Raw genomic sequence first — 19,338 nt, forward strand, 5'->3', positions numbered from 1 at the left:
TGCGACCATCGGCGCTATCGTTGGTTTACGTTCAGCTTCGGACAGCAAAAGTCGGTGGCACGCGAAACTATTGGAGTTCAATCGATGGCCCCGATTTCCATTCTCTATTTCGACGGTCACCAACTGGTCGATTCAGAATTACTGTCAGAAGGCGACCTCCTCGACGCTATCGACCGGGCGATCGAGATGCGCAGCGATTACCGCTCCGAAATCTGGATGCGCGGCACGAAGATGGGCGAAATCGACATCCCGGCGGAATAATTCGCGCCGATTTGACCAGGATCAAAGCAGGGGCGCCGCCGACATGAGACACAAGGGCATCAAACAAGGAGATGCCCAATGTCCCGTCCGCTCAAGCATGCCGATCTCAAGTTGGCGCAGGAACTTGCCCCCGCCCCCGCGCTCAAGCCCAATGTCCGCCAGGATATCGAAACCCGCCACTTCGACCTGCCGGTGGCGATCCATGCCGGCTTTTTCGGTCTGTTCCTCGCCTATCTGACGGTGATGTTCATCGGCTTTTACGAGCCGCAGATGATCCTGCCGATGGCGATCTTCGTCATCTTCACTGTCGGCTTTTACGTGGTGCCGGCCATGTGGGCCCGCGTTGGCCCCGACCGTAAAGCCAAGGCGATGAGCATGCAGCGGTTGCTCGGCGAAGGAATTGCCACCCATGTAGGTTGGTGCAACGGGCGCGATGCCATCATCCAGGCGCTCATCCTTCCGGTTCTCATCCTCGGCTGGGGCATCGCCGTGGTGAGCATCGCAGCGCTGGTCTGAATTAACCCCCCAGTGCTTCGAGCCGCGCGGCATCCACCACCAGGATGCCGCGCGTGCTCGTGCGTTCGATGATGCCGTCTTTTTCCAGCTTGGTGAGCTGGCGACTCACCGTTTCGATGGTCAGCCCGAGCAGGCCGGCCATTTCGCCGCGGGTCAACGGCAAGTCGAACCGCTCGGCACCATGGCACGGCGAATGGCTCGCCGCGCGCGAAAGTGCCGCGAGCAGGTTAGCGACCTTTGCTCCCGCCGATCGTTTGGCGTCGAGCGCGATCTGCGCCCGCGCATCGTACAGGTCCTCGGCCGAGCGCCGCAGCAGCGCGCGCGCCAGCGCCGGGAAACGGTCGATCGCGGCTTCGTAGTCGCTGCGCGGAAAGAGGCAGAGCTTGCTGTCGGTCAAGGCGATGACGTCATGATGCGCGACGGGCGCGAACATCTCGCCGACGAACCCTGCCGGATGGACGAGACTCAAAATGCGCTCGTTGCCGTCCTCGTCGACATGGCTGATCTTGAGCAGCCCCTCGGTCAGCGTGGCGCAAGCATCAAGGTCGTCGCCCGCCGCAAACACGGTATCGCCGCGCTCGAAGCTGCGATGCGCCCCGAGCCGCGCCAGTTCCGTCCGTTCGTCTTCGCTAAGCGCCGCGCAGGCGGCGCGCTCACGCACGGGGCAGGTTTCGCAGTGCAGCTTCACGGCACCAGCACCGTATCGACTGCCTCCGCATCCGTCTCGGGATAATCGAGCGTGTAATGGAGCCCGCGGCTTTCGTGGCGGCGGAGCGCCGAGCGGATGATGAGGTCGGCGACCTCGACCAGGTTGCGCAGCTCGATGAGATCGGGCGTGACGCGGAAATTCGAATAATATTCGTCGACTTCCTTGCGCAGCAGGTCGACGCGGTTCTTGGCGCGCTGGAGCCGCTTGGTCGTGCGCACGATGCCGACGAAATTCCACATGAAGCGGCGGATCTCGCCCCAGACCTGCTGGATGACGACCTCTTCGTCGGAATCGGTGACGCGGCTTTCGTCCCACGCCTTGACGTTCCGCGCCTTGGGAAGGTCGTCCCAGTTGGCGCAAATGTGGTTGGCGGCAGCTTCGCCGAACACGAAACATTCGAGCAGGCTGTTGGAGGCGAGGCGGTTGGCGCCGTGCAGCCCCGACATGGTCACCTCGCCTGCGGCATAGAGGCCGGGCGCGTCGGTCTTGCCGTCAAGATCCACCACCACGCCGCCGCACGTATAATGCTGCGCCGGGACGACCGGGATGGGCTCCTGCGTGATATCGATGCCGAGCCCGATCAGCTTGTCGTAGATGGTCGGGAAGTGCTCCTTCACGAACTCGGGCCCGCGATGCGAAATGTCGAGATGGACATAATCGAGGCCATCGCGCTTGATCTCGGCATCGTTGGCGCGCGCGACGATATCGCGCGGGGCGAGCTCCAAGCGCTCGTCGTAATTCTTCATGAAGCGCTCGCCGCTTTCGGGATTGATCAAAATCCCGCCCTCGCCGCGCACCGCTTCGGTGATGAGGAAATTCTTGACCTGCAGGTTGTAGAGGCAGGTCGGATGGAACTGCATGAATTCCATGTTCGATACGCGGCATCCGGCGCGCCATGCCATCGCGATGCCATCGCCCGTTGCGCCGCGCGGCGCCGTCGAAAACTGGTATGCACGCCCGGCCCCGCCCGACGCCATGATGGTGGCGCGCGCGCATAATGTTTCGATCTCGCGGGTGCCGCGATTGAAGGCGTAGCAGCCATAGACTTCGCCGCTGGTGGAGAAATCTTCGAGGTGCCGGCCCTGCACCAGGTCGATCGCGACCATGTTGGGTAGCAGCGTGATATTGTCATGCATCACCGCTGCTTTTTCGAGCGCTTCGGCCACTGCCCACCCTGTGGCATCGTGGACGTGGACGATGCGGCGGTGGCTATGCCCGCCCTCGCGCGTGAGGTGCCAATCGCCGTCGGTGTCGAGGTTGAAGGGCACGCCGAGTTCCGCGAGCCGCGCGATGGCGGCGGGCGCGCGTTCGACGACGAATTCGACGACGTCGCGGTCGGGCAGGCCGGCGCCCGCGACCATCGTGTCCTTGATATGGTTGTCGAAACTGTCTTCGTCCTCGAGCACCGCGGCGATGCCGCCCTGCGCCCACTCGGTCGCGCCGCCGCCAAGCTTGCCCTTGGCCAGAACGGCAACTTTCTTGCCGCAATTGGCGAGCGTCAGGGCAGCGGTAAGCCCGGCAGCACCGGTACCGATGACCAGCACGTCATAGTCGCTCATGCAGCGTCTTTCGTCAGTTGGAGGAAGACGTCCTCGAGATCGGGTTCGCGGGTGCGCACGTCGATAATGTCGTAGCCGCTATCGGCCAGCGTGCGAAGGACCTCGCCCGCATTCACTTCGCCCTTGTCGTAGGTGATGGCGAGATCGTGATCGCTCAGCCGCTCGACCCGCTCGAAACAGCGCGCGTCAGGCAGCGTCTCGATCACCTTGTCGACGGTCACGACCACTTCCTTGTCGGTCGCCTTGGCGATGAGGTCACGGGTGGATTCGTTGGCGATCAGCTTGCCATGGTTGATGATCGCGATGCGATCGCACAATTCTTCGGCCTCTTCGAGATAATGGGTGGTCAGCACCACCGTCACGCCCTGCGCATGGAGCGCGCGCACATAATCCCAAAGCTGCTGGCGAAGGTCGATATCGACGCCCGCGGTAGGCTCGTCGAGCACCAGGACGGGCGGCGCGTGGACCAGTGCCTTGGCGACCAGCAGCCGCCGCTTCATCCCGCCCGACAAGGTCCGCGCATAGGCTTCGGCCTTGTCGGTGAGACGCATGGCTTCGAGCAGTTCGGCGGTGCGCCGGTGGCCCTTGGGCACACCGAACAAGCCGGCCTGGTTTTCCAGTGCCTCGCGCGGGGTGAAGAAGGGATCGAACACGATCTCCTGCGGTACGATGCCGATCGACATCTTCGCGTTGCGATGATCGTGATCGATATCGAAACCCCAGATCGAGGCGCTTCCGCTGGTCTTGTCGACCAGCCCGGCAAGGATGTTGATCAGGGTCGACTTGCCCGCCCCGTTGGGACCCAGCAGACCAAAGATCTGGCCGCGCGGCACGTCGAGGCTGACATCGTCGAGCGCCTGTTTGCCGCCTGCATATGTCTTCGACAGGTTTTGGATCGAGATGGCGGCGTCATTTTGCATGGCAACGGCCATAGCGGGGGGAGCAGGCGCGCGCAAAGTGATATGGTTAGCGCGCTGTTAACCCTAATTCTTAGAGTGTATTTCACGTTAACCATCTAGCTCGCGGGCATGTTCAAGTATCTACTATTGGTGGCGCTCGCCACCTTCTCGATCATCACGCCGGCCAAGGCGCAGGTTGCAGAGCCTGACGGCAAGGCGCGTGTCACCATCGTCTCGCCGCTATCGGTGGTGAAGCTTCGCGATCTTGACTTCGGCACCGTCTACCTGGCCAGCGGCGCCGCGGGCGGCTCGGTGATCCTCGATCCGACCGCGCCCGAAGGGAGCGAATTGTCGGTCACCGGCGATCTTGTCAGTGGCAATGACGGCCATACCGCCAAGTTCGCCGGCTCGCCCGAACGGACCAAGAAGATCAAGATCCGCGTCCCCAAAGCCGATATCGTCCTGACGCGCGTGGGTGGTACGGAAACGTTGGTAGCGCGCAATTTCACCTTGGATGGACCCGACCAGCGCACCGTGACAGGCGGGACCTATTTCGATTTTCGCGTCGGCGCGACGCTCGACGTGCCGGGCGGCACCACCGACGGGGTCTACGAAGGCACGTTCGAGGTTCAGGTCCAATACCCCTAGTCGCAGCAAAATGCTGAAAAAACAGGGTTAACACCGCGCTATCCATATTCCGAAAACGCTTGGTCACGGGTTGGCGGGCATTATTGCCATTCCGGTAACTATCACTGGAATACGGTTGTGGACCAGATACTGCGATTCCTGATCGGCGCCTTGGGCGCCACCTTGATGCTGAGCACGCCTGCGCATGCCCAGCCAGTATCCAATAGTGATGGCCGGGCAATCGCCGAAGTCCTCAAGCCGCTCGCCGTCGTGGAGATGTCGGATCTCGATTTTGGGACGGTTGTCACCTCGCCGCTTGCCGGGACCGTTTTCATTCCCGCCAATGGCGGCCCGCCTGTCTACACCGGCGGCGTGACGGGCGTTCCTTCCGACCCTGTCATGCGCGGCGAATATCTGGTCGTCGGCGATCCTGGCCGCGATATCATTGTCACTTGGACCTGGCCGCCAATCCTGAGCAATGGCACTGGCGATACGATCGCCCTTTTGTCGGTAAATCTCGACGGTTTTGCAGTGCGCACGCTGAATGCGACCAATGGCCAGTCGACATTGCATTTTGGCGGCATGATCGCCGTCCCGGCCGATGCGCCCGAGGGTCTTTATGAAGACTTTTACACGGTGACCGTCGATTATCGCTGATTGAAGCGGCGTCGCCCACGCGCTAAGCGGGCTGCCATGTCGACGATTCCTCCCCCCGAAACCGTCAAGGTCAAGACGGTCAAGGTCCATTGCGACGGCGCGACCGAAATTGACGCTTCGCTAGGCCATCCGCGCGTCTTTTACGAGATCGACGAGAAGGGTTTCGTCGAATGCGGCTATTGCGATCGTCGCTTCGTCCTTGAAGGCGGGCCCGCGGATACCGATAGTTAGGGGATGAACCCCCGCGACTTTCTATACCGCGACGGCATGCTCGACCCCGACGGGGCACGCGCGCTTGCCGCCACCCATCTCGCCGCCCACGACGACGGCGAACTTTATCTCCAGTATCGCACCAGCGAATCCTTCCTGTTCGATGATGGGCGGCTGAAGAACGCCGACTATTCGGGCGATGCCGGTTTCGGGCTGCGCGGGGTAAGCGGCGAAACCACCGCCTTCGCGCACGCCAACGAGATCAGCGCCGCGGCAATTCAACGCGCCGCGCAGACGCTCAAATTGCTCGATCCACGCGACGGCGCAAAGGCTCCCGCGCCGCGCCGCACCAACACTGCCATGTACGGCGCGGGCGATCCGCTGACGGCGGTTGCGTTCAAGGACAAGATCGCGCTGTGCGAAAAGATCGAAGCGGCAGCGCGCGCGCGTGACCCGCGGGTCGACCAGGTAAGCGTGATGCTGACCGGCAGCTGGAGCGTAATCGAGATCGTGCGCGCCGATGGCTTCACCGCAACCGACGTGCGCCCGCTCGTGCGGCTGGGCGTGCAGGTCGTCATGAAGGACGGCGACCGGCAGGAAAGCGGCTTCCATGGGCTTGGCGGTCGCTATCTCTACGACCGCCTGATGGACGAAGCGACGTGGAACCGCGCCATCGACGAGGCCATCCGCCAGGCCGACGTGAACCTGCGCAGCGTGGCGGCGCCCGCCGGCGAAATGGAAGTCGCGCTGGCGCCAGGCTGGTGCGGAGTTCTCCTCCACGAAGCGGTCGGGCACGGGCTCGAAGGCGATTTCAATCGCAAGGGTACCAGCGCTTTCTCGGGCCGCATCGGCGAACGCGTTGCCGCGCCCGGCGTGACCGTCATCGATGAGGGCGCGATCGCGGATCGCCGCGGCAGCCTGACCATCGACGATGAAGGCACGCCCACCGGTCGCACCGTCCTGATCGAAGACGGCATTCTCAAAGGATATCTGCAGGACCGGCTGAATGCGCGCCTGATGGGCATGGAACCGACCGGCAACGGTCGCCGCGAAAGCTTTGCCCACGCGCCGATGCCGCGCATGACCAACACCTTCATGCTGGGCGGCCAGGACGATCCCGAAGAACTGGTCAGCAGGGTCAAGGACGGCATCTTCGCCAAGAGCTTTGGCGGCGGCCAGGTCGACATCACCAGCGGCAAGTTCGTCTTCAGCTGCACCGAGGCCTACCGCGTCAAAAACGGCAAGATCGGCGATCCCGTGAAGGGCGCGACGCTAATCGGTGACGGGCCCACCGTCCTCACCAAGGTCAAGGGCATCGGCAACGACATGGAACTGGACGAAGGTGTCGGGCTGTGCGGGAAGGGCGGCCAGACCGTCCCAGCGGGCGTCGGCCAGCCCACCCTCTATGTCGACGGCATCACCGTGGGCGGCACCGAGGCGGCGTGAGCCTCGTCGAACTCAAACGCTTCGGCACCAAGGTAGAAGCCGATCTGGCCGGGCACCAGCTCGACCAGGAAGACATCCACTATGTCATCCTCGATGACGGGATGAACAACGTCTTTGGCGGCGCCGGGCTGATCGCCGTGCGCCTGATGGTGCTCGATGAGGACTATGACCGCGCCGCCGCGGTGCTCGCCGCGCTAGAGTAAGTGTGCCACCGGGCTGATATCGTAGCCCGCCAGCGCCGCTTCCCTGATCAGCGCATCGCCTTCTTCGCCAGCTTCGGATCGCGCGATCGCGCTGGTCATGCATGACCGCATCCCCGAGCGGCAAAAAGCAAACACCTTGCCGTCCGCGCTGGCGAGCGCATCGCCCATCGCCTCGACATCGGCATGTTCGGGCCCGCGCGTCACAGGGATATGATGGTAGGTCAGCCCGGCTGCCTCCACCGCATCTTCGATCGCGCCGCTCGTTGGCTGGCCGGGTTCCTCCCCGTCGGGGCGGTTGTTGATGATCGTGGTGAAGCCCGCTTCCTTGAGCGCTGCGACATCCTCGGGCTGGATCTGCGGGCCGACCGACAGGCGGTCGTTAAGCTGGCGTATTTGCATCAATATCCTCCACGGCCTTGAGGAGCGAACTCCCGTATTTCTCCAGCTTCTTATCGCCGACGCCTTCGATTTGCGACAGCATGGCAAGCGTGGTCGGGCGGGTCGCCGCCACCGCGCGAAGCGTGGAGTCATGGAACACAACATAAGGCGGGACGCCCTGTTCCGTCGCAATGTCGCGCCGCCATGCGCGCAGCGCCTCGAAGCCGGGATCGTGCGGATAGTCCGCTGCCGTGCGCTTGGCCGCCTTGCGCTTGGGCGGCACGGCAATCACCAGCTTTTCGCCGCCGATCAGGATCGGCTTGGCGGCCGGGCCGAACGAAAGCCCGCCATAGCTGTCGGCGCGCAGCGCGTCGCGGGCAAGCAATGAGCGCGCAACCGGCTTGATGAGCGCAAGTTCTTCGTCTTCGGCGATCCCGAACACGCTCAGATGATTGTGGCCGTTGCTGATAACCTTCTCGGTCTCCTTGCCCGCCAGCACATCGGCCAGGTGCCCGACGCCAAAGCGCATCTCGGTACGGAACGCCGCACTGAGCAATTTCTGCGCCACTACGGTGACGTCGATAGTCGGCGGCGGGTCGATACAGTTGTCGCAATTGCCGCAGATCTCGGGCGGATCCTCGCCAAAATGTTTGAGCAGGATTGCGCGCCGACAGGTCGCAGCCTCGACAAAGGCGGCCATCGCGTTCAGCCGCGCACGTTCTTCGTGGCGACGACCCTCTTCGGTCTCGGTCTCGATCCGCTGGCGGGCGCGGGCGAAGTCTTCGGCGCCCCAGAACAGCCAGGCTTCGGCAGGTTCGCCATCGCGCCCCGCGCGGCCGGTTTCCTGGTAATAGGCCTCGATCGACTTGGGCACGCCGGCATGGGCGATGAAGCGCACGTCCGGCTTGTCGATCCCCATGCCGAAGGCGATCGTCGCCGCCATCACCATGTCCTCGGAGGCAACGAAAGCTTCCTGGTTGGCTTGGCGCACCGGCTTGTCGAGCCCGGCATGATAGGCCCCACTCGTACGCCCCGTCTCGCGCAACTGCTCGGCGACGCGGTCAGCCTGCGCGCGGCTCGGGCAATAGACGATGCCTGCGCCCTCATGCGCCTTGGCGAGCCGTTTGAGCTGGCTGGGCAGACCCGATCGCGGGACGACGTGATAGCGTATGTTGGGCCGGTCGAAGCCCGCGACGATCAGCCCCTCTTCCTCGATCCCCAGCTGGGTGAGGATGTCGGCGCGCGTGCGCTTGTCGGCGGTGGCGGTGAGCGCGAGACGCGGCGCCCCGAAATGATCGAGCAGCGGACGCAGCAGGCGGTAATCGGGCCTAAAATCATGCCCCCATTCGCTCACGCAATGCGCCTCGTCGATGGCGAAGAGCGATATGCGCGCCTGCTCCAGCAGCCGCCCGAATCCGTCGGTCGTCGCCCGCTCGGGCGCGACATAGAGCAGGTCCAGGTCACCCCGCACGAAGTCGTCCTGCACCTTACGCCAGTCATCGCTCAGCGAGGTGAGCGACGCCGCCTTCATCCCGTTTTCGGTGGCCGAACGCACCTGGTCCTGCATCAACGCGATCAGCGGCGAAATGACGATGCACGTCCCCTGCTTGGCGACGGCGGGCAGCTGGTAACAGAGCGATTTCCCCGCCCCCGTCGGCATCACCGCGAGCGTATTTCGGCCCGCCATGACCCGATCGACCACATCCCCCTGCACCCCGCGAAACGAGGAAAAGCCGAAGACGTCGTGGAGGATTTGGTGGGGGTCGGTCATTGTCGTGAGGCAGCCAGTTCAACGTACAAGCGCCCATAAAGCGAGGTACAGGAGTAGCTCGACTTGCCCCCTGCCGTGCGGTGCACAGTGAAATCGTCTCTCAGGTTCGCCACGACAAATCGCTCGTCGTTCTGAAAAGCAGATATCTGTAGATAGGACTCATGTCGTCCGGTCGAGCCGACGCTAAGTATTGCCTCCGCGTCTAGGTTAGGGTCGGAAAAGCGGCGATCAAACTCAAACCCTGGAACGGTTCCAACAACTGGCCCGCCGCCGGTACGAAGATCCCCGTCTTGCAGCTCCGACAGCCCCGCCTGTTGGAGAAAATCCTGCCATTCACTTTCATTATGAACTTCGACGTGCGCTACCTTTGTGCAGTGCTCTTCATTCGACGTGCAGGCCGTCAGCAACGGTGTCGCGACCAATGCCAGCGTGCGCATCGGAAAGCGTCCTTTGGTTGCTGAAGAAGTGGACAAGCCGAAGACATCGTTTGGTTGTTGGTGCGTGTCGGTCACAGGCCCAGCCTTTCCAGCTTCACCGCGCACACGCAAGCTTGCATCGCGATTCACCGCCCGCCACAGTCACCTCGATGACCGTTTGCGTAGATATGGGAACCGACCCGCTCGGAAAATCGGTGACCGTCGATCTTGAAGAGCTGCTTGCGACGCGTTTGCTCGTGCAGGGCAATTCGGGGAGCGGGAAGTCGCATCTGCTCCGCCGCTTGCTCGAAAAGTGCGCGGGGCAGGTGCAGCAGGTCGTCATCGATCCCGAGGGCGAATTCACCACGCTCGGCGACAAATATGGCCATGTCGCGATCGAGGCCGCTGAGCATAGCGAGAGCGAAATTGCCAAGCTCGCCGTGCGCATCCGTGAACATCGCCTGTCGGTGGTGCTGAGCCTCGAAGGGCTGGAGACGGACGGGCAGATGCGCTGCGCCGCCAGCTTCCTGAATGCCCTGTTCGATGCCCCGCGCGAGTTCTGGTATCCCGCGCTGATCGTGGTTGACGAAGCGCAGATGTTCGCCCCCACCGGCGGCGGCGAGGTACCCGAGGACGTGCGCCGCGCCAGCCTGTCGGCGATGACCAACCTGATGTGCCGCGGGCGCAAGCGCGGGCTCGCCGGCATTATCGCCACGCAGCGGCTTGCCAAGCTGGCCAAGAATGTCGCGGCGGAGGCCTCCAATTTCCTCATGGGCCGGACTTTTCTCGATATCGACATGGCGCGCGCCGCCGATCTGCTCGGCATGGAACGCCGCCAGGCCGAAGCGATCCGCGATCTGGAACGCGGGCAGTTCTTGGGCCTTGGCCCCGCCATCACGCGGCGGCCGCTAAAGGTAATGATCGGCGCGGTCGAAACCGGCCCGCGCGAGGGCACGCCAACGCTCATGCCGCTCCCTGAACCCGCCGAGAATGCCGAGAGCCTATTGTTCGACGGAATCGAGGATGCACCCGCGCCCGCCCCGCCGCCAAAACCCGAACTCAAGCCGCTGCCGTCCGAAGCGCTGATGGCCGAGCTTGCCGCCAGCGCCGCCGCCAAGCAGGCTGCGCCAAAGGAGGAGGCACCCGCCAAATCGGACGACGAGATCGAAACCGTGGTCACCGCGGCGCTTCGCGACATTGTCACGGACGAAGCGAGCGCGGGGCGCAATGCGTCGATCCTCTACCAGGATTTCACCGTGCGCTGCCGGATGGGCGGGATCGGCCTGCCGCCGCTCGATCTCGCCGGGTTCACCCGTCGCCTCTCCGCCGCGCGCGCGGGCATTTTTGAGGCGCCCGATGCTGAATATGGCGATGCGCTCGCGGTGGCCGAGGGGCTGCCCGAGGATATGCTCGGCCCCTATCTCCTCCTCGCGCGCGCCGCGCGCGACGGCGCGCCGAGCCCGAGCGACGAGGAACTCGCCGACTGCTACGGCACCGCAAGCCTGGCGCGCGCCCGCCGCCTGCTGGACTATATGGAAGAACGCGACCTCATCGTCGCCCGCACCGATCTCGGCGGAAAGCGGAGTATCGCGATACCCGCACTAGGCTGGGCGACGACGGCGGCTTAGTCTTCGACTGCCTTGGCAAGCTCGTCGAGCGCGAGCGGCCAGTTTTCGGCGTGCGCATTGCGCGATACCTTGTTTGGGAATCCGGAGTGGGTGAGGCGCACGCAAGTGCCGCCCTTGACCGCGTCCAGCGCGATCCGGAGGATCGTTTCGGCACCCTGCGTCCCATCGGCTCTGCCATCGCCGGTGAGCCATGTCATCTCCACAAGCCTGTTGGTTTCCAAGGTTAGGAAACGCCCGTAATGGGGGTGCCGACCCCACTCGTCGCGATTATAGAAGAAGAAGGGCTGCCCCGATTTAACCTGCATGACCAGGGTGCCCGTCTGCGCGAACCAGCGGTCGAACCCGGTGGTCCACGCCTCGAACAAGGCTTCGGGCGAGGCTGCAACGATGCGCTCGCAACTGCACGAAAATGGTCGATTGTTATGGTCCGGGCGCGGGATCATGTTGCGCAGACACTATCTTGCGCATCGCTTCGCCGCAATAAAGTGCCTATTCCGCCGCCTGCTCCAGTTCGCGCTCGGCCTGCTGGCGCGTCCAGAGCTCCGCGTAAATCCCGCCTTGCGCCATCAGCGCGTCATGCGTGCCGCGTTCGGCGACCTTGCCATCGTCGAGCACAACGATCTGGTCGGCGCCGACGATGGTGCTGAGGCGGTGGGCGATGACGATGCTGGTGCGCTTGCGCATGACGCGGTCGAGGGTGGACTGGATCGCTTCCTCGGTGCGGCTGTCCAATGCGCTGGTGGCCTCGTCGAGAATCAGGATGGGCGGGTCTTTTAACAGCGTGCGGGCGATGGCCACGCGCTGCTTCTCGCCGCCCGACAATTTCAGCCCGCGTTCGCCCACCTTGGTGTCGTAGCGTTCGGGCAGTTTTTCGATGAAGCTGTCGATGCTCGCGCCCTTGGCGGCTTCGCGCACCGCGGCGTCATCAGCATCCTCGCGGCCATATCCGATATTGTAGCCGATCGTGTCGTTGAACAGCACCGTGTCCTGCGGGACGATCCCGATCGCCTCGCGCAGGCTCTCCTGCGTCACGCCCGAAATGTCCTGCCCGTCGATGCAGATGCGCCCGCCTTGCACGTCGTAGAAACGGTACATCAGCCGCGCCAGCGTGGACTTGCCCGCGCCCGATGGCCCCACCACCGCAAGGCTGGTGCCAGCGGGGATCGTGAAGCTCACGCCTTTCAAAATCTCGCGCCCGTCCTCGTAGGAGAAATGCACGTCCTCGAAGCTGACATCGCCATCGTCGACCACCAGCGGCGCGGCGTCTGCGCGGTCCTCGATCTCGGCGGGCGTATCGAGCAGGTCGAACATCTTTTCCATGTCGATCAGCCCCTGCTTGATCGAACGATAAACCCAGCCGAGCATGTTCAATGGCCGGAAGAGCTGGAGCAGCAGCGAATTCACCAGCACCACGTCACCTGGCGTGAAGCGTCCCGTCGACCAACCGTACACGGTATAGGCCATCGCCCCGCCCAGCATGATCGTGGTGATGATCGCCTGCCCCGCGTTGAGCCAGGCAAGGCTCGTCTCCGTCTTCACCGCGGCGTCGGTATAGGCGACGATTGCCTTGTCGTAGCGCCTGGCCTCGCGTTCTTCGGCGCCGAAATATTTTACCGTTTCGTAGTTCAGCAGGCTGTCGACCGCGCGCTGGGCGGCCTGCTGGTCGACCTCGTTCATTTCGCGCCGGATGGCGACGCGCCACTCGGTCACCTTGCGCGTGAAGCCGATATAGACGGCGACCATCGCCAGCGTCGCGGCGGTCAGCCCCCATCCAAACTGGACGGTGAAGATGATGCAGATGCCGGCGAGCTCGATGAAGGTCGGCGCGATGTTGAACAGCACGAAGTAGAGCATGCTGTCGATGCTCTTGGTGCCGCGCTCCACGATCCGCGTCAGACTTCCGGTGCGGCGTTCGAGGTGGAATCGCAGGCTCAGCCTGTGGATATGGCGAAACAGCTGCTGCGCGAGTTTGCGCGCGGCATTCTGGCCCACGCGCTCGAAAATCGCGTTGCGCAACTGGTCGACCAGCGTCGAGAGCACGTAGAGCACTGCATAGCCCGCCACCGTACCCGCCACGATGGTGAAGGCGGCATTCTCGACCGCCATGCCATCAATGATCGCCTTGTAGGCAAAGGGAACAGTGAGCACCGCCGCCTTGCTGGCCAACACCAGCAGGACCGCAATGACGACGCGCGCCTTCAGCCCGGTTTCGCCTTTGGGCCAGAGCATGGGGAGAAAACGCCACAGCGTTCTGAGGCTGCCGCCATCCTCTGAGGGTTTGGAAGAAGAGGATCCGCGCGCCATTGCCTATGCAAGTAAGGTGGAGGCTCTCGAGCCGCAAGATTTCCCGTTCATCATTGGGAAAGTTTCCCAACCCTTCGCAGGAAATACCACCAACCTTTGCATGGCGGAAGGCCGTCGCACTGAAAAACAACAACTTTTTCAAATTGGCACGGCAGTTGCAATGTGTAGGGCGAGCCCAAACGGGGGCTCAACAAAAAGGAGAAAAGACAATGTTTGCCCAGGTTTCCAACGCTCGCGAAATGATCATCACGGTCGCTGCTTCGCTGTTTGCTGCTTATGTTTTTGTTGGTTCGACCATCGGTGCGACGCCGATCGCCTAAGCCGACGTCACCCCAATCAAGGAGAAGAAATGTCCAATCGTTATGTCCTGAACCCCACCGAGGGTAAAATCATGGGCGTGGCCGCAGGTCTTGCGGACTATACCGGCTGGGATCCCCTGCTGATCCGCTTGGGCCTGATTGCCACCGTCCTCATTACCGGGCCGATTGCCATCCTGTTCTACATTCTGACCGGCTGGCTTGCCCCTACCAAGGGATAAGGCGCGGGGCTTACGGGGCCCCGCCCTTTTCATCCGCCCATCCTGTCAGATGACGGTCCGGCCCTAAAGACCGTAGGTGATCGACAGGATGGCCGACAGGCTGGCGACCATCAGGATCACCAGCGGAATCCCCGTCTTCAGATAATCGTTAAACTTGTAATCGCCCTCGGCCATGATCAGCATGTTGGTCTGGTAGGCGATGGGAGTCGCGTAACACAGGTTGCAGCCGAACAGCACGGCCAGCACCAGCGGTTCCACCGGCAATTGCAATTGTCCTGCCAATGCAAATGCGATGGGCGTGCCGACCGCCGCCGCGGTCGCGTTCGACGCAAAGTTGGTCAGCAACGTCACGAACAGCATGATCAGGCTGAGCACCAGCCAACCGGGCGCACCCTGCATGCCTGCCCCCAACAATTCCCCGAGATATTGCGCCGCGCCGCTTTCGAAGATGAGCGCGCCGATGGCGATCGATGCGGCGACCAGCACGATCACCTTGGCCGACAGCGCGCGCCCGACCTTGTCGAAATGCACGCATCCGGTGATGAACATCGCAATCGCGCCGGCCAGCGAACTGATCGCGATCGGCACGAAGCCGAGCGTCGCGGCAAGCACCGCCGTCCCCATGATGGCAACGGCGGTGAGCGCTTTCGACGTGCGCGGCAACGGACGGGCGCCGTCGAGCATCAGGAGCGCCTCGGCCTGCGCGAATTCCTGCAAGGCGCTTTCGCGGCCCAGCACCAGCAGGATGTCTCCTTCGGCAAGCCGCGCTTCGGCGCTTTTCTCGCGCGGGGCGGCAAAGCTGCGCGTCGGGGCCTGCGATACACCCAGCACGGCAACGCCTTCGAGGCCCGCAGTCTGTAGTGTGCGACCGACAAGGCGACTGTCGGCGCTAAGCGCCATTTCGGCTTCGATCAGATCCTCGCCGGTGCTCGACGCTTCTCGCTCGATCCTTTCGATTAGCCAGCGCGGCGCCGCCGTTGCGCTAAGCTTGCGTGCGCCCTCGCGCAGCGCTTCGGCCGTGGCGGTTACGGCTACGCGGGTGCGCGCTTCGAGGACGTCGATGGGGCGCAGGAAGCTGAACCCTTCGGGCAAACGCTCGATCAATTCTTCGCCCGTCTTGCCGAGGAGCCCGCCGCCATCGCCGATGCGCAAGGACGCAATGAACTGGCGCGGATCATGGCCCGCTTCCGGACTATTGTCGGGCAGCAGGCGCGGCATCACGAGCCAGATGTAGGGCAGGCAGATCAGCGCCGCCATCATCACGATCGGCGTAAAATGGAAGATGCCGAGTTCGGGGAGGCCGAGATCGGCCGCGATCGAGACCACGAGCAGGTTGGTCGACGTGCCGATGGTGGTGGCCATACCGCCGATAAGGATGGCTGCGTTCAGGGGAATCAGTGTCTTTGATGCCGGCATTGCGCCGCCCTGCGCCAGCTGGACCATGATCGGGATCAGCAGGACCAGCACCGGCGTATCGTTGACTACCATCGATGCGCCCATTGCGAGCCCGAGCGTGACCAGCAGGCCAAGGTGCGGCCCAATCCGGAAGACGCTGGCGAGCGCGCGGGCGGCGGGTTGCAGCGCACCGGTGACGACCAGTCCGCGCCCCATCACCATCAGCGCGACGATCGTAATGAGAGCGGTATGGCCAAAGCCCTGAAAGGCGAGCGCAATCCCTTCCTTGGGCGCCATGCCCGGGATCGGCAGGAAATAAAGCATCAGCGCGATCACGCCGATGGTGAAGAGCGAGATGATCTCGACGCGGAAACGATTGCTTGCGAAGGCGGTGAACATGCCGATGGCGACAAGCATGGCCAGGGCGGCATGCAGGCTCGGTAGGCCGATCATCGTTCCGTCCCTCTCACAGCATTGATGTTAGGGCGGCAAGCGGCTCGGAAACAAGCGGTTTTCTGCTGCTCGTCCTACACCCCACTATGTCTGCCTTGCACAATTGCCGCGACAGGCAGACAATGGGGAACGATAATGGCAACACATCCGGCTTTCGCGTGTTGGTCCGGAAACGAAAGACAAGGAGTGCCTTATGCATAAGGAAGGCGACGAAATTCACGTCACGGAAGAGGAAGCCACGGCTGCCAAGGGACACCAGCACCTGCGCTATGTCCTCGGTATTTCGCTGTTCCTGATCGTGGTCGCGATGTCGATCATCTGGATCATCCCCGCGCTCCAGACCTGAGACGTGCAGCGACACAGTTGATCCTTTCCGGCGTTGCCGCCGAAGTCCGCGGCTGCGTATCTGGCTGCCTCCACAAGGCCAATGCGATGCCGCATGCACGCCGATCGCAAAAGCTGATAGCGAGAAAGAGTTAGGGCGCCGCCGGAAAGTTCCGACAGCGCCCTGATCCGGTTCAAGTCCGGTGAGCGGACCGGCCTTGCGCCGGATATAACCCAATCGATTACGACGCCGGCATCAGCACCGTATCGATGACGTGGATGACGCCATTCGACGCATCGACATCGGTCGTCACGACCGTTGCGGTGCCGCCATTGGCGTCGGTCAGTACGAGATTGCCGTCGACGAGATTGGCGGTCAGCGTACCACCCGAAACGGTGGTGAGCTCGACACCTTCTTCACCGGCTTCTTCAAGCAAGGTGATGAGGTCGCCCGACATCGTTTCGCCAGCGACCACATGATAGGTCAGGATACCGGCGAGCTGCGCCTGGTTCTCGGCTGCAGTCAGCGTTTCAAGCGTGCCTTCGGGCAGCTTGGCAAACGCATCGTTGGTCGGCGCGAACACGGTGAACGGGCCTTCACCCGACAGCGTTTCTACAAGCCCACCAGCCTGCACGGCGGTCACCAGCGTCGAGAAATCCTCATTGCCTTGCGCGACCGAAACGATCGTGCCGGCTTCTTCTTCCATCATCGAAGTTTCTTCGACGGCAGTTTCGTTTTCGACCATGGTGTCGTCACCGGTGTCGCCGCATGCGCCAAGCGCCAGCGACGAACTCGCCATCAGTGCGATAATTGTCTTTTTCACGGGGAAATCCTCCAAAATAATCTTCTAGTCTCGGGAAGTTACGGGGGACCAACCTATCAGATGCCGCCACGTTCCGATAATAGACCAAAAGCGGGGGTGGCCCGTGTCCGAGCATCGGTGGATGCCGGTTTTCGCGCCATCTGCGTAGCGTAAGGGCGCGCCGTTAACCGCTTGCCTGCCAATCGTTTCTCTCCGACAAGGAAGAATGTCCGAGCCTGCATCCCTCCCCGAAGACCGCCGTCTGGGGCTGCTGTCGCGGCTGGTCTGGTGGCTGCTGATCGGTCTGTACAAGGGGCTGGGGTGGCGCGCTGTCGGCAAGATGCCCGATGCGCGCAAGTTCGTGATCGCGGGCGCCTCGCACACCTCCAACTGGGATTTCATGGTGTTTCTCGGCACGGTGCACGAAAAAGGGGTGCGGCCGCGTTTCATCGGCAAGCACAGCCTGTTCAAATGGCCATTGCGCGGTTTCATGCGCGATATGGGCGGCATCCCCGTCGATCGCACAAAACGCGCCGATCTCGTCCGCCAGGTGACCGATGCGTTCAACCGCCATGACGATTTCAAGCTGATTATCGCGATCGAAGGGACGCGCTCACCGACCGAGCAGTGGCGCACCGGTTTCTATCACATTGCCATGGCGGCTGGCGTCCCCATCGTGTGCGCCGGTCCCGATTATGATCGCAAGCTGGGGGTCATCGGCCCGATCATTCACCCGACGGGCGATTATGACGCCGACATGGCGCCTGCGTTCGAGTTCTTCAAACGATTGAAGCCTCGACATCCGGAGAATGCCCTGTTTCCCGACGGTGGCACTTTCATCGACGAACCGCACGGCATTGAATGACACGCGCGACACGACGCGATATGCTGGTGCAATGAAACGTTTGCTCCCGATCCTGGCGATTTTCGCGCTAGCCGCCTGCGGTGGTGCGCCCCCTGATGCATTGACGGATGAGGATCTGGCGCTCGCCGATCCGAGTTGGCCGGACAGCCTCCCTGCCGCAAATGACGGATATCCCGATTTGGGCGATCCTTGCCGTCTACTGGGTGAAGCCGAGGCTACGCGCCCCTTCATCGACGAGGGTGCGGAACTGGTAGGTTGCCGCGATCCGCGTGATGCAGCGATGATCGACGGTGCCCGCGTGGTCGGTGAGGTCGACGGAATAACGCTGGTATCGGTCGCATTGCCCCAGCCCCCACCCGAGGTCGTCGAAGATCCGCAAGCGGTGGAACCGGCGGCGCGGCTTATCGCCTGCACCGGCCGCGGGATCGAAGGACCCGCTCGCTGCACCGTCACGGTCGAGCGGCGCGAAGATGGCACAAGCCAGCTCAATATCCAGTTCGACAACGGCAACCGCCGTACGCTTCTGTTCCAAGGCACCAGCCTCGTCGGCGCCGACAGCAGTGAGGCCGACGGGTCGGCGTCCTTTGTGCTCGACGGTCGACGCGATTTTGATCGCACCATCGTCAGCTATGGGCCCGAACGCTTCGTGATCCCGCATTCGCTATTGCCTAGCGTGCCGGTCGTGCGGGGCCAGCCCGCGCCGCCGCCTACCCCGCCGGTCGATCCGCTGGCCGCACTTCCGCCGTCGGAGTGATGGCTCTGCTGGCCTTTCGTCCGGATGGCGTTGCAACCATGCTGCGTGCAGCAGCAGTGGCATGAACAGGAGAATGATGATGCGTCGACTGACCCTTGCCTTATTTGGTGCCGTTGCCCTTGCCGCGACCCCGGCATCCGCACAGCTGGCGGCCGGCACAAAGGCCCCCGATTTCAAGACCATGGGTGCGCTGGGCGGGACGACCTTCCGGCTGCACCTGTCCGAGCAGCTCCGACATGGTCCGGTCGTGCTCTATTTCTTCCCCAAGGCCTTTACCAAGGGCTGCACCTTGGAGAGCAAGGCCTTTGCCGACGCGATGCCGCAGTTTCGCGCCGCGGGTGCCCGCGTGATCGGCCTGTCGGGCGATGACCTGCCGACGCTCGAGAAATTCTCGACCGAAGTGTGCCGCTCGATCGTTCCGATGGCGCGGGCGACCGAAACCATCATCGATGATTATGATGTCGCACTGCCCGTTGCCGACGCGATCAGCCCCACGTCGAACCGCACCAGCTATGTTATTGCGCGCAACGGCACGATCATCATGGTCCACAGCGACATGGGCTATGAGGAACATGTCGCCAAGACACTGGCTGCCGTACAAGAGCTGGCGAAGAAGTAAGCC

At 63.0% G+C, this 19,338-nt stretch carries 24 protein-coding genes; 14 read left to right on the forward strand and 10 right to left on the reverse strand.

The window, feature by feature from the left end:
• The first annotated feature begins 84 nt into the window (after window positions 1-84).
• Together NUX07_RS01480 and NUX07_RS01485 are read left to right on the forward strand one after the other, a co-directional pair.
• Window positions 85-261, forward strand: coding sequence for a hypothetical protein (locus NUX07_RS01480; RefSeq protein ID WP_265528248.1), 177 nt, complete (start codon window positions 85-87; stop codon window positions 259-261).
• Between the two features lie 78 nt (window positions 262-339).
• Window positions 340-777 (forward strand): hypothetical protein, encoded by a 438-nt coding sequence (locus tag NUX07_RS01485; protein ID WP_265528250.1) that lies wholly within the window; start codon window positions 340-342, stop codon window positions 775-777.
• 1 nt (window position 778) lies between these two features.
• On the opposite strand, the gene NUX07_RS01490 is transcribed toward NUX07_RS01485, so the two are convergent.
• From NUX07_RS01490 to NUX07_RS01500, 3 genes are read right to left on the reverse strand one after another with little or no spacing between them, the layout of a single operon-like run.
• Window positions 779-1,465 carry a Crp/Fnr family transcriptional regulator gene (locus NUX07_RS01490; protein WP_265528252.1) on the reverse strand — a complete coding sequence of 229 codons (687 nt, stop codon included), beginning with the start codon at window positions 1,463-1,465 and terminating at the stop codon, window positions 779-781.
• The gene (gene nadB, locus NUX07_RS01495) at window positions 1,462-3,045 is read right to left on the reverse strand and encodes an L-aspartate oxidase (RefSeq protein WP_265528254.1); all 1,584 of its coding nucleotides are present in this window, start codon (window positions 3,043-3,045) and stop codon (window positions 1,462-1,464) included. The genes NUX07_RS01490 and nadB overlap by 4 nt, the downstream gene beginning before the upstream one ends.
• On the reverse strand, window positions 3,042-3,965 hold the full coding sequence (locus NUX07_RS01500; RefSeq protein ID WP_265528255.1) for an ABC transporter ATP-binding protein: 924 nt from the start codon (window positions 3,963-3,965) through the stop codon (window positions 3,042-3,044). Before NUX07_RS01500 ends, nadB begins: the two co-directional genes overlap by 4 nt.
• 108 nt (window positions 3,966-4,073) lie before the next feature.
• On the opposite strand from NUX07_RS01500, the gene NUX07_RS01505 reads away from it, so the two are divergent.
• From NUX07_RS01505 to NUX07_RS01525, 5 genes are all read left to right on the forward strand, one after another.
• Complete coding sequence (locus NUX07_RS01505; protein WP_265528257.1) at window positions 4,074-4,592, forward strand: DUF4402 domain-containing protein; 519 nt, start codon at window positions 4,074-4,076, stop codon at window positions 4,590-4,592.
• Between the two features lie 117 nt (window positions 4,593-4,709).
• Window positions 4,710-5,228: a DUF4402 domain-containing protein gene (locus NUX07_RS01510; protein ID WP_265528259.1), complete on the forward strand. Its 519-nt coding sequence runs from the start codon at window positions 4,710-4,712 to the stop codon at window positions 5,226-5,228.
• A 36-nt stretch (window positions 5,229-5,264) separates the two neighbouring features.
• Window positions 5,265-5,459, forward strand: a complete 195-nt coding sequence (locus NUX07_RS01515; RefSeq protein WP_265528260.1) for a zinc-finger domain-containing protein — start codon at window positions 5,265-5,267, stop codon at window positions 5,457-5,459.
• 3 nt (window positions 5,460-5,462) lie between these two features.
• The gene (tldD, locus tag NUX07_RS01520) at window positions 5,463-6,884 is read left to right on the forward strand and encodes a metalloprotease TldD (RefSeq protein ID WP_265528262.1); all 1,422 of its coding nucleotides are present in this window, start codon (window positions 5,463-5,465) and stop codon (window positions 6,882-6,884) included.
• Window positions 6,881-7,087 (forward strand): putative signal transducing protein, encoded by a 207-nt coding sequence (locus NUX07_RS01525; protein WP_265528264.1) that lies wholly within the window; start codon window positions 6,881-6,883, stop codon window positions 7,085-7,087. The genes tldD and NUX07_RS01525 overlap by 4 nt, the downstream gene beginning before the upstream one ends.
• Here NUX07_RS01525 and NUX07_RS01530 read toward each other — a convergent pair.
• The 3 genes from NUX07_RS01530 to NUX07_RS01540 are packed head-to-tail and all read right to left on the reverse strand — an operon-like array spanning window position 7,079 to window position 9,748.
• A complete protein-coding gene (locus NUX07_RS01530) occupies window positions 7,079-7,486 on the reverse strand; it encodes a TIGR01244 family sulfur transferase (RefSeq protein WP_265528266.1) in 408 nt (135 codons plus the stop codon). The two genes, NUX07_RS01525 and NUX07_RS01530, sit on opposite strands and share 9 nt — an antisense overlap.
• Window positions 7,467-9,236 (reverse strand): DNA helicase RecQ, encoded by a 1,770-nt coding sequence (gene recQ, locus NUX07_RS01535; protein ID WP_265528268.1) that lies wholly within the window; start codon window positions 9,234-9,236, stop codon window positions 7,467-7,469. Before recQ ends, NUX07_RS01530 begins: the two co-directional genes overlap by 20 nt.
• Entirely contained in the window at window positions 9,233-9,748 is a 516-nt protein-coding gene (locus tag NUX07_RS01540) for a hypothetical protein (protein WP_265528270.1), read from the reverse strand. Before NUX07_RS01540 ends, recQ begins: the two co-directional genes overlap by 4 nt.
• A gap of 38 nt (window positions 9,749-9,786) precedes the next feature.
• Here NUX07_RS01540 and NUX07_RS01545 point away from each other — a divergent pair, with 38 nt between their 5' ends.
• Entirely contained in the window at window positions 9,787-11,280 is a 1,494-nt protein-coding gene (locus NUX07_RS01545; RefSeq protein ID WP_456115183.1) for a helicase HerA domain-containing protein, read from the forward strand.
• Here NUX07_RS01545 and NUX07_RS01550 read toward each other — a convergent pair.
• Window positions 11,277-11,723: an SRPBCC family protein gene (locus NUX07_RS01550; RefSeq protein ID WP_265528274.1), complete on the reverse strand. Its 447-nt coding sequence runs from the start codon at window positions 11,721-11,723 to the stop codon at window positions 11,277-11,279. The genes NUX07_RS01545 and NUX07_RS01550 overlap by 4 nt on opposite strands.
• 46 nt (window positions 11,724-11,769) lie before the next feature.
• Window positions 11,770-13,584, reverse strand: a complete 1,815-nt coding sequence (locus NUX07_RS01555) for an ABCB family ABC transporter ATP-binding protein/permease (protein WP_265528276.1) — start codon at window positions 13,582-13,584, stop codon at window positions 11,770-11,772.
• Window positions 13,585-13,637: 53 nt separating this feature from the next.
• Between NUX07_RS01555 and NUX07_RS01560 the strand changes: the two genes are divergently transcribed.
• Both NUX07_RS01560 and NUX07_RS01565 read left to right on the forward strand, forming a co-directional pair.
• Window positions 13,638-13,904: a hypothetical protein gene (locus tag NUX07_RS01560; protein ID WP_265528278.1), complete on the forward strand. Its 267-nt coding sequence runs from the start codon at window positions 13,638-13,640 to the stop codon at window positions 13,902-13,904.
• Window positions 13,905-13,933: 29 nt separating this feature from the next.
• Window positions 13,934-14,122: a PspC domain-containing protein gene (locus NUX07_RS01565; RefSeq protein ID WP_265528281.1), complete on the forward strand. Its 189-nt coding sequence runs from the start codon at window positions 13,934-13,936 to the stop codon at window positions 14,120-14,122.
• Window positions 14,123-14,185: 63 nt separating this feature from the next.
• On the opposite strand, the gene NUX07_RS01570 is transcribed toward NUX07_RS01565, so the two are convergent.
• A complete protein-coding gene (locus NUX07_RS01570; protein WP_265528284.1) occupies window positions 14,186-15,970 on the reverse strand; it encodes an SLC13 family permease in 1,785 nt (594 codons plus the stop codon).
• A 193-nt stretch (window positions 15,971-16,163) separates the two neighbouring features.
• On the opposite strand from NUX07_RS01570, the gene NUX07_RS01575 reads away from it, so the two are divergent.
• A complete protein-coding gene (locus NUX07_RS01575; RefSeq protein WP_265528285.1) occupies window positions 16,164-16,316 on the forward strand; it encodes a hypothetical protein in 153 nt (50 codons plus the stop codon).
• 220 nt (window positions 16,317-16,536) lie between these two features.
• Here NUX07_RS01575 and NUX07_RS01580 read toward each other — a convergent pair whose 3' ends face one another.
• Complete coding sequence (locus NUX07_RS01580; protein WP_265528287.1) at window positions 16,537-17,118, reverse strand: fasciclin domain-containing protein; 582 nt, start codon at window positions 17,116-17,118, stop codon at window positions 16,537-16,539.
• Window positions 17,119-17,323: 205 nt separating this feature from the next.
• Between NUX07_RS01580 and NUX07_RS01585 the strand changes: the two genes are divergently transcribed.
• The 3 genes from NUX07_RS01585 (at window position 17,324) to NUX07_RS01595 (ending at window position 19,335) form a co-directional block, all read left to right on the forward strand.
• Complete coding sequence (locus NUX07_RS01585) at window positions 17,324-17,962, forward strand: lysophospholipid acyltransferase family protein (RefSeq protein ID WP_265528290.1); 639 nt, start codon at window positions 17,324-17,326, stop codon at window positions 17,960-17,962.
• 31 nt (window positions 17,963-17,993) lie between these two features.
• Window positions 17,994-18,716 carry a hypothetical protein gene (locus NUX07_RS01590; RefSeq protein WP_265528291.1) on the forward strand — a complete coding sequence of 241 codons (723 nt, stop codon included), beginning with the start codon at window positions 17,994-17,996 and terminating at the stop codon, window positions 18,714-18,716.
• 79 nt (window positions 18,717-18,795) lie between these two features.
• Entirely contained in the window at window positions 18,796-19,335 is a 540-nt protein-coding gene (locus NUX07_RS01595) for a peroxiredoxin (RefSeq protein WP_265528292.1), read from the forward strand.
• Window positions 19,336-19,338 lie beyond the last annotated feature (3 nt).

Origin of the sequence: Sphingomicrobium marinum, assembly GCF_026157105.1 — a bacterium.
Lineage (GTDB): Bacteria > Pseudomonadota > Alphaproteobacteria > Sphingomonadales > Sphingomonadaceae > Sphingomicrobium > Sphingomicrobium marinum.

Excerpts from the sequence above, each read along its gene's own strand:
- NUX07_RS01505 (WP_265528257.1), top strand. The coding sequence starts at position 4,074 with ATGTTCAAGTATCTACTATTGGTGGCGCTCGCCACCTTCTCGATCATC.
- NUX07_RS01585 (WP_265528290.1), top strand. The coding sequence starts at position 17,324 with ATGTCCGAGCCTGCATCCCTCCCCGAAGACCGCCGTCTGGGGCTGCTG.
- NUX07_RS01570 (WP_265528284.1), bottom strand. The coding sequence starts at position 15,970 with ATGATCGGCCTACCGAGCCTGCATGCCGCCCTGGCCATGCTTGTCGCC.
- NUX07_RS01575 (WP_265528285.1), top strand. The coding sequence starts at position 16,164 with ATGCATAAGGAAGGCGACGAAATTCACGTCACGGAAGAGGAAGCCACG.
- NUX07_RS01500 (WP_265528255.1), bottom strand. The coding sequence starts at position 3,965 with ATGCAAAATGACGCCGCCATCTCGATCCAAAACCTGTCGAAGACATAT.
- NUX07_RS01595 (WP_265528292.1), top strand. The coding sequence starts at position 18,796 with ATGCGTCGACTGACCCTTGCCTTATTTGGTGCCGTTGCCCTTGCCGCG.
- nadB (WP_265528254.1), bottom strand. The coding sequence starts at position 3,045 with ATGAGCGACTATGACGTGCTGGTCATCGGTACCGGTGCTGCCGGGCTT.
- NUX07_RS01565 (WP_265528281.1), top strand. The coding sequence starts at position 13,934 with ATGTCCAATCGTTATGTCCTGAACCCCACCGAGGGTAAAATCATGGGC.
- NUX07_RS01590 (WP_265528291.1), top strand. The coding sequence starts at position 17,994 with ATGAAACGTTTGCTCCCGATCCTGGCGATTTTCGCGCTAGCCGCCTGC.
- NUX07_RS01550 (WP_265528274.1), bottom strand. The coding sequence starts at position 11,723 with ATGATCCCGCGCCCGGACCATAACAATCGACCATTTTCGTGCAGTTGC.
- NUX07_RS01485 (WP_265528250.1), top strand. The coding sequence starts at position 340 with ATGTCCCGTCCGCTCAAGCATGCCGATCTCAAGTTGGCGCAGGAACTT.
- tldD (WP_265528262.1), top strand. The coding sequence starts at position 5,463 with ATGAACCCCCGCGACTTTCTATACCGCGACGGCATGCTCGACCCCGAC.
- NUX07_RS01480 (WP_265528248.1), top strand. The coding sequence starts at position 85 with ATGGCCCCGATTTCCATTCTCTATTTCGACGGTCACCAACTGGTCGAT.
- NUX07_RS01515 (WP_265528260.1), top strand. The coding sequence starts at position 5,265 with ATGTCGACGATTCCTCCCCCCGAAACCGTCAAGGTCAAGACGGTCAAG.
- NUX07_RS01555 (WP_265528276.1), bottom strand. The coding sequence starts at position 13,584 with ATGGCGCGCGGATCCTCTTCTTCCAAACCCTCAGAGGATGGCGGCAGC.
- NUX07_RS01530 (WP_265528266.1), bottom strand. The coding sequence starts at position 7,486 with ATGCAAATACGCCAGCTTAACGACCGCCTGTCGGTCGGCCCGCAGATC.
- recQ (WP_265528268.1), bottom strand. The coding sequence starts at position 9,236 with ATGACCGACCCCCACCAAATCCTCCACGACGTCTTCGGCTTTTCCTCG.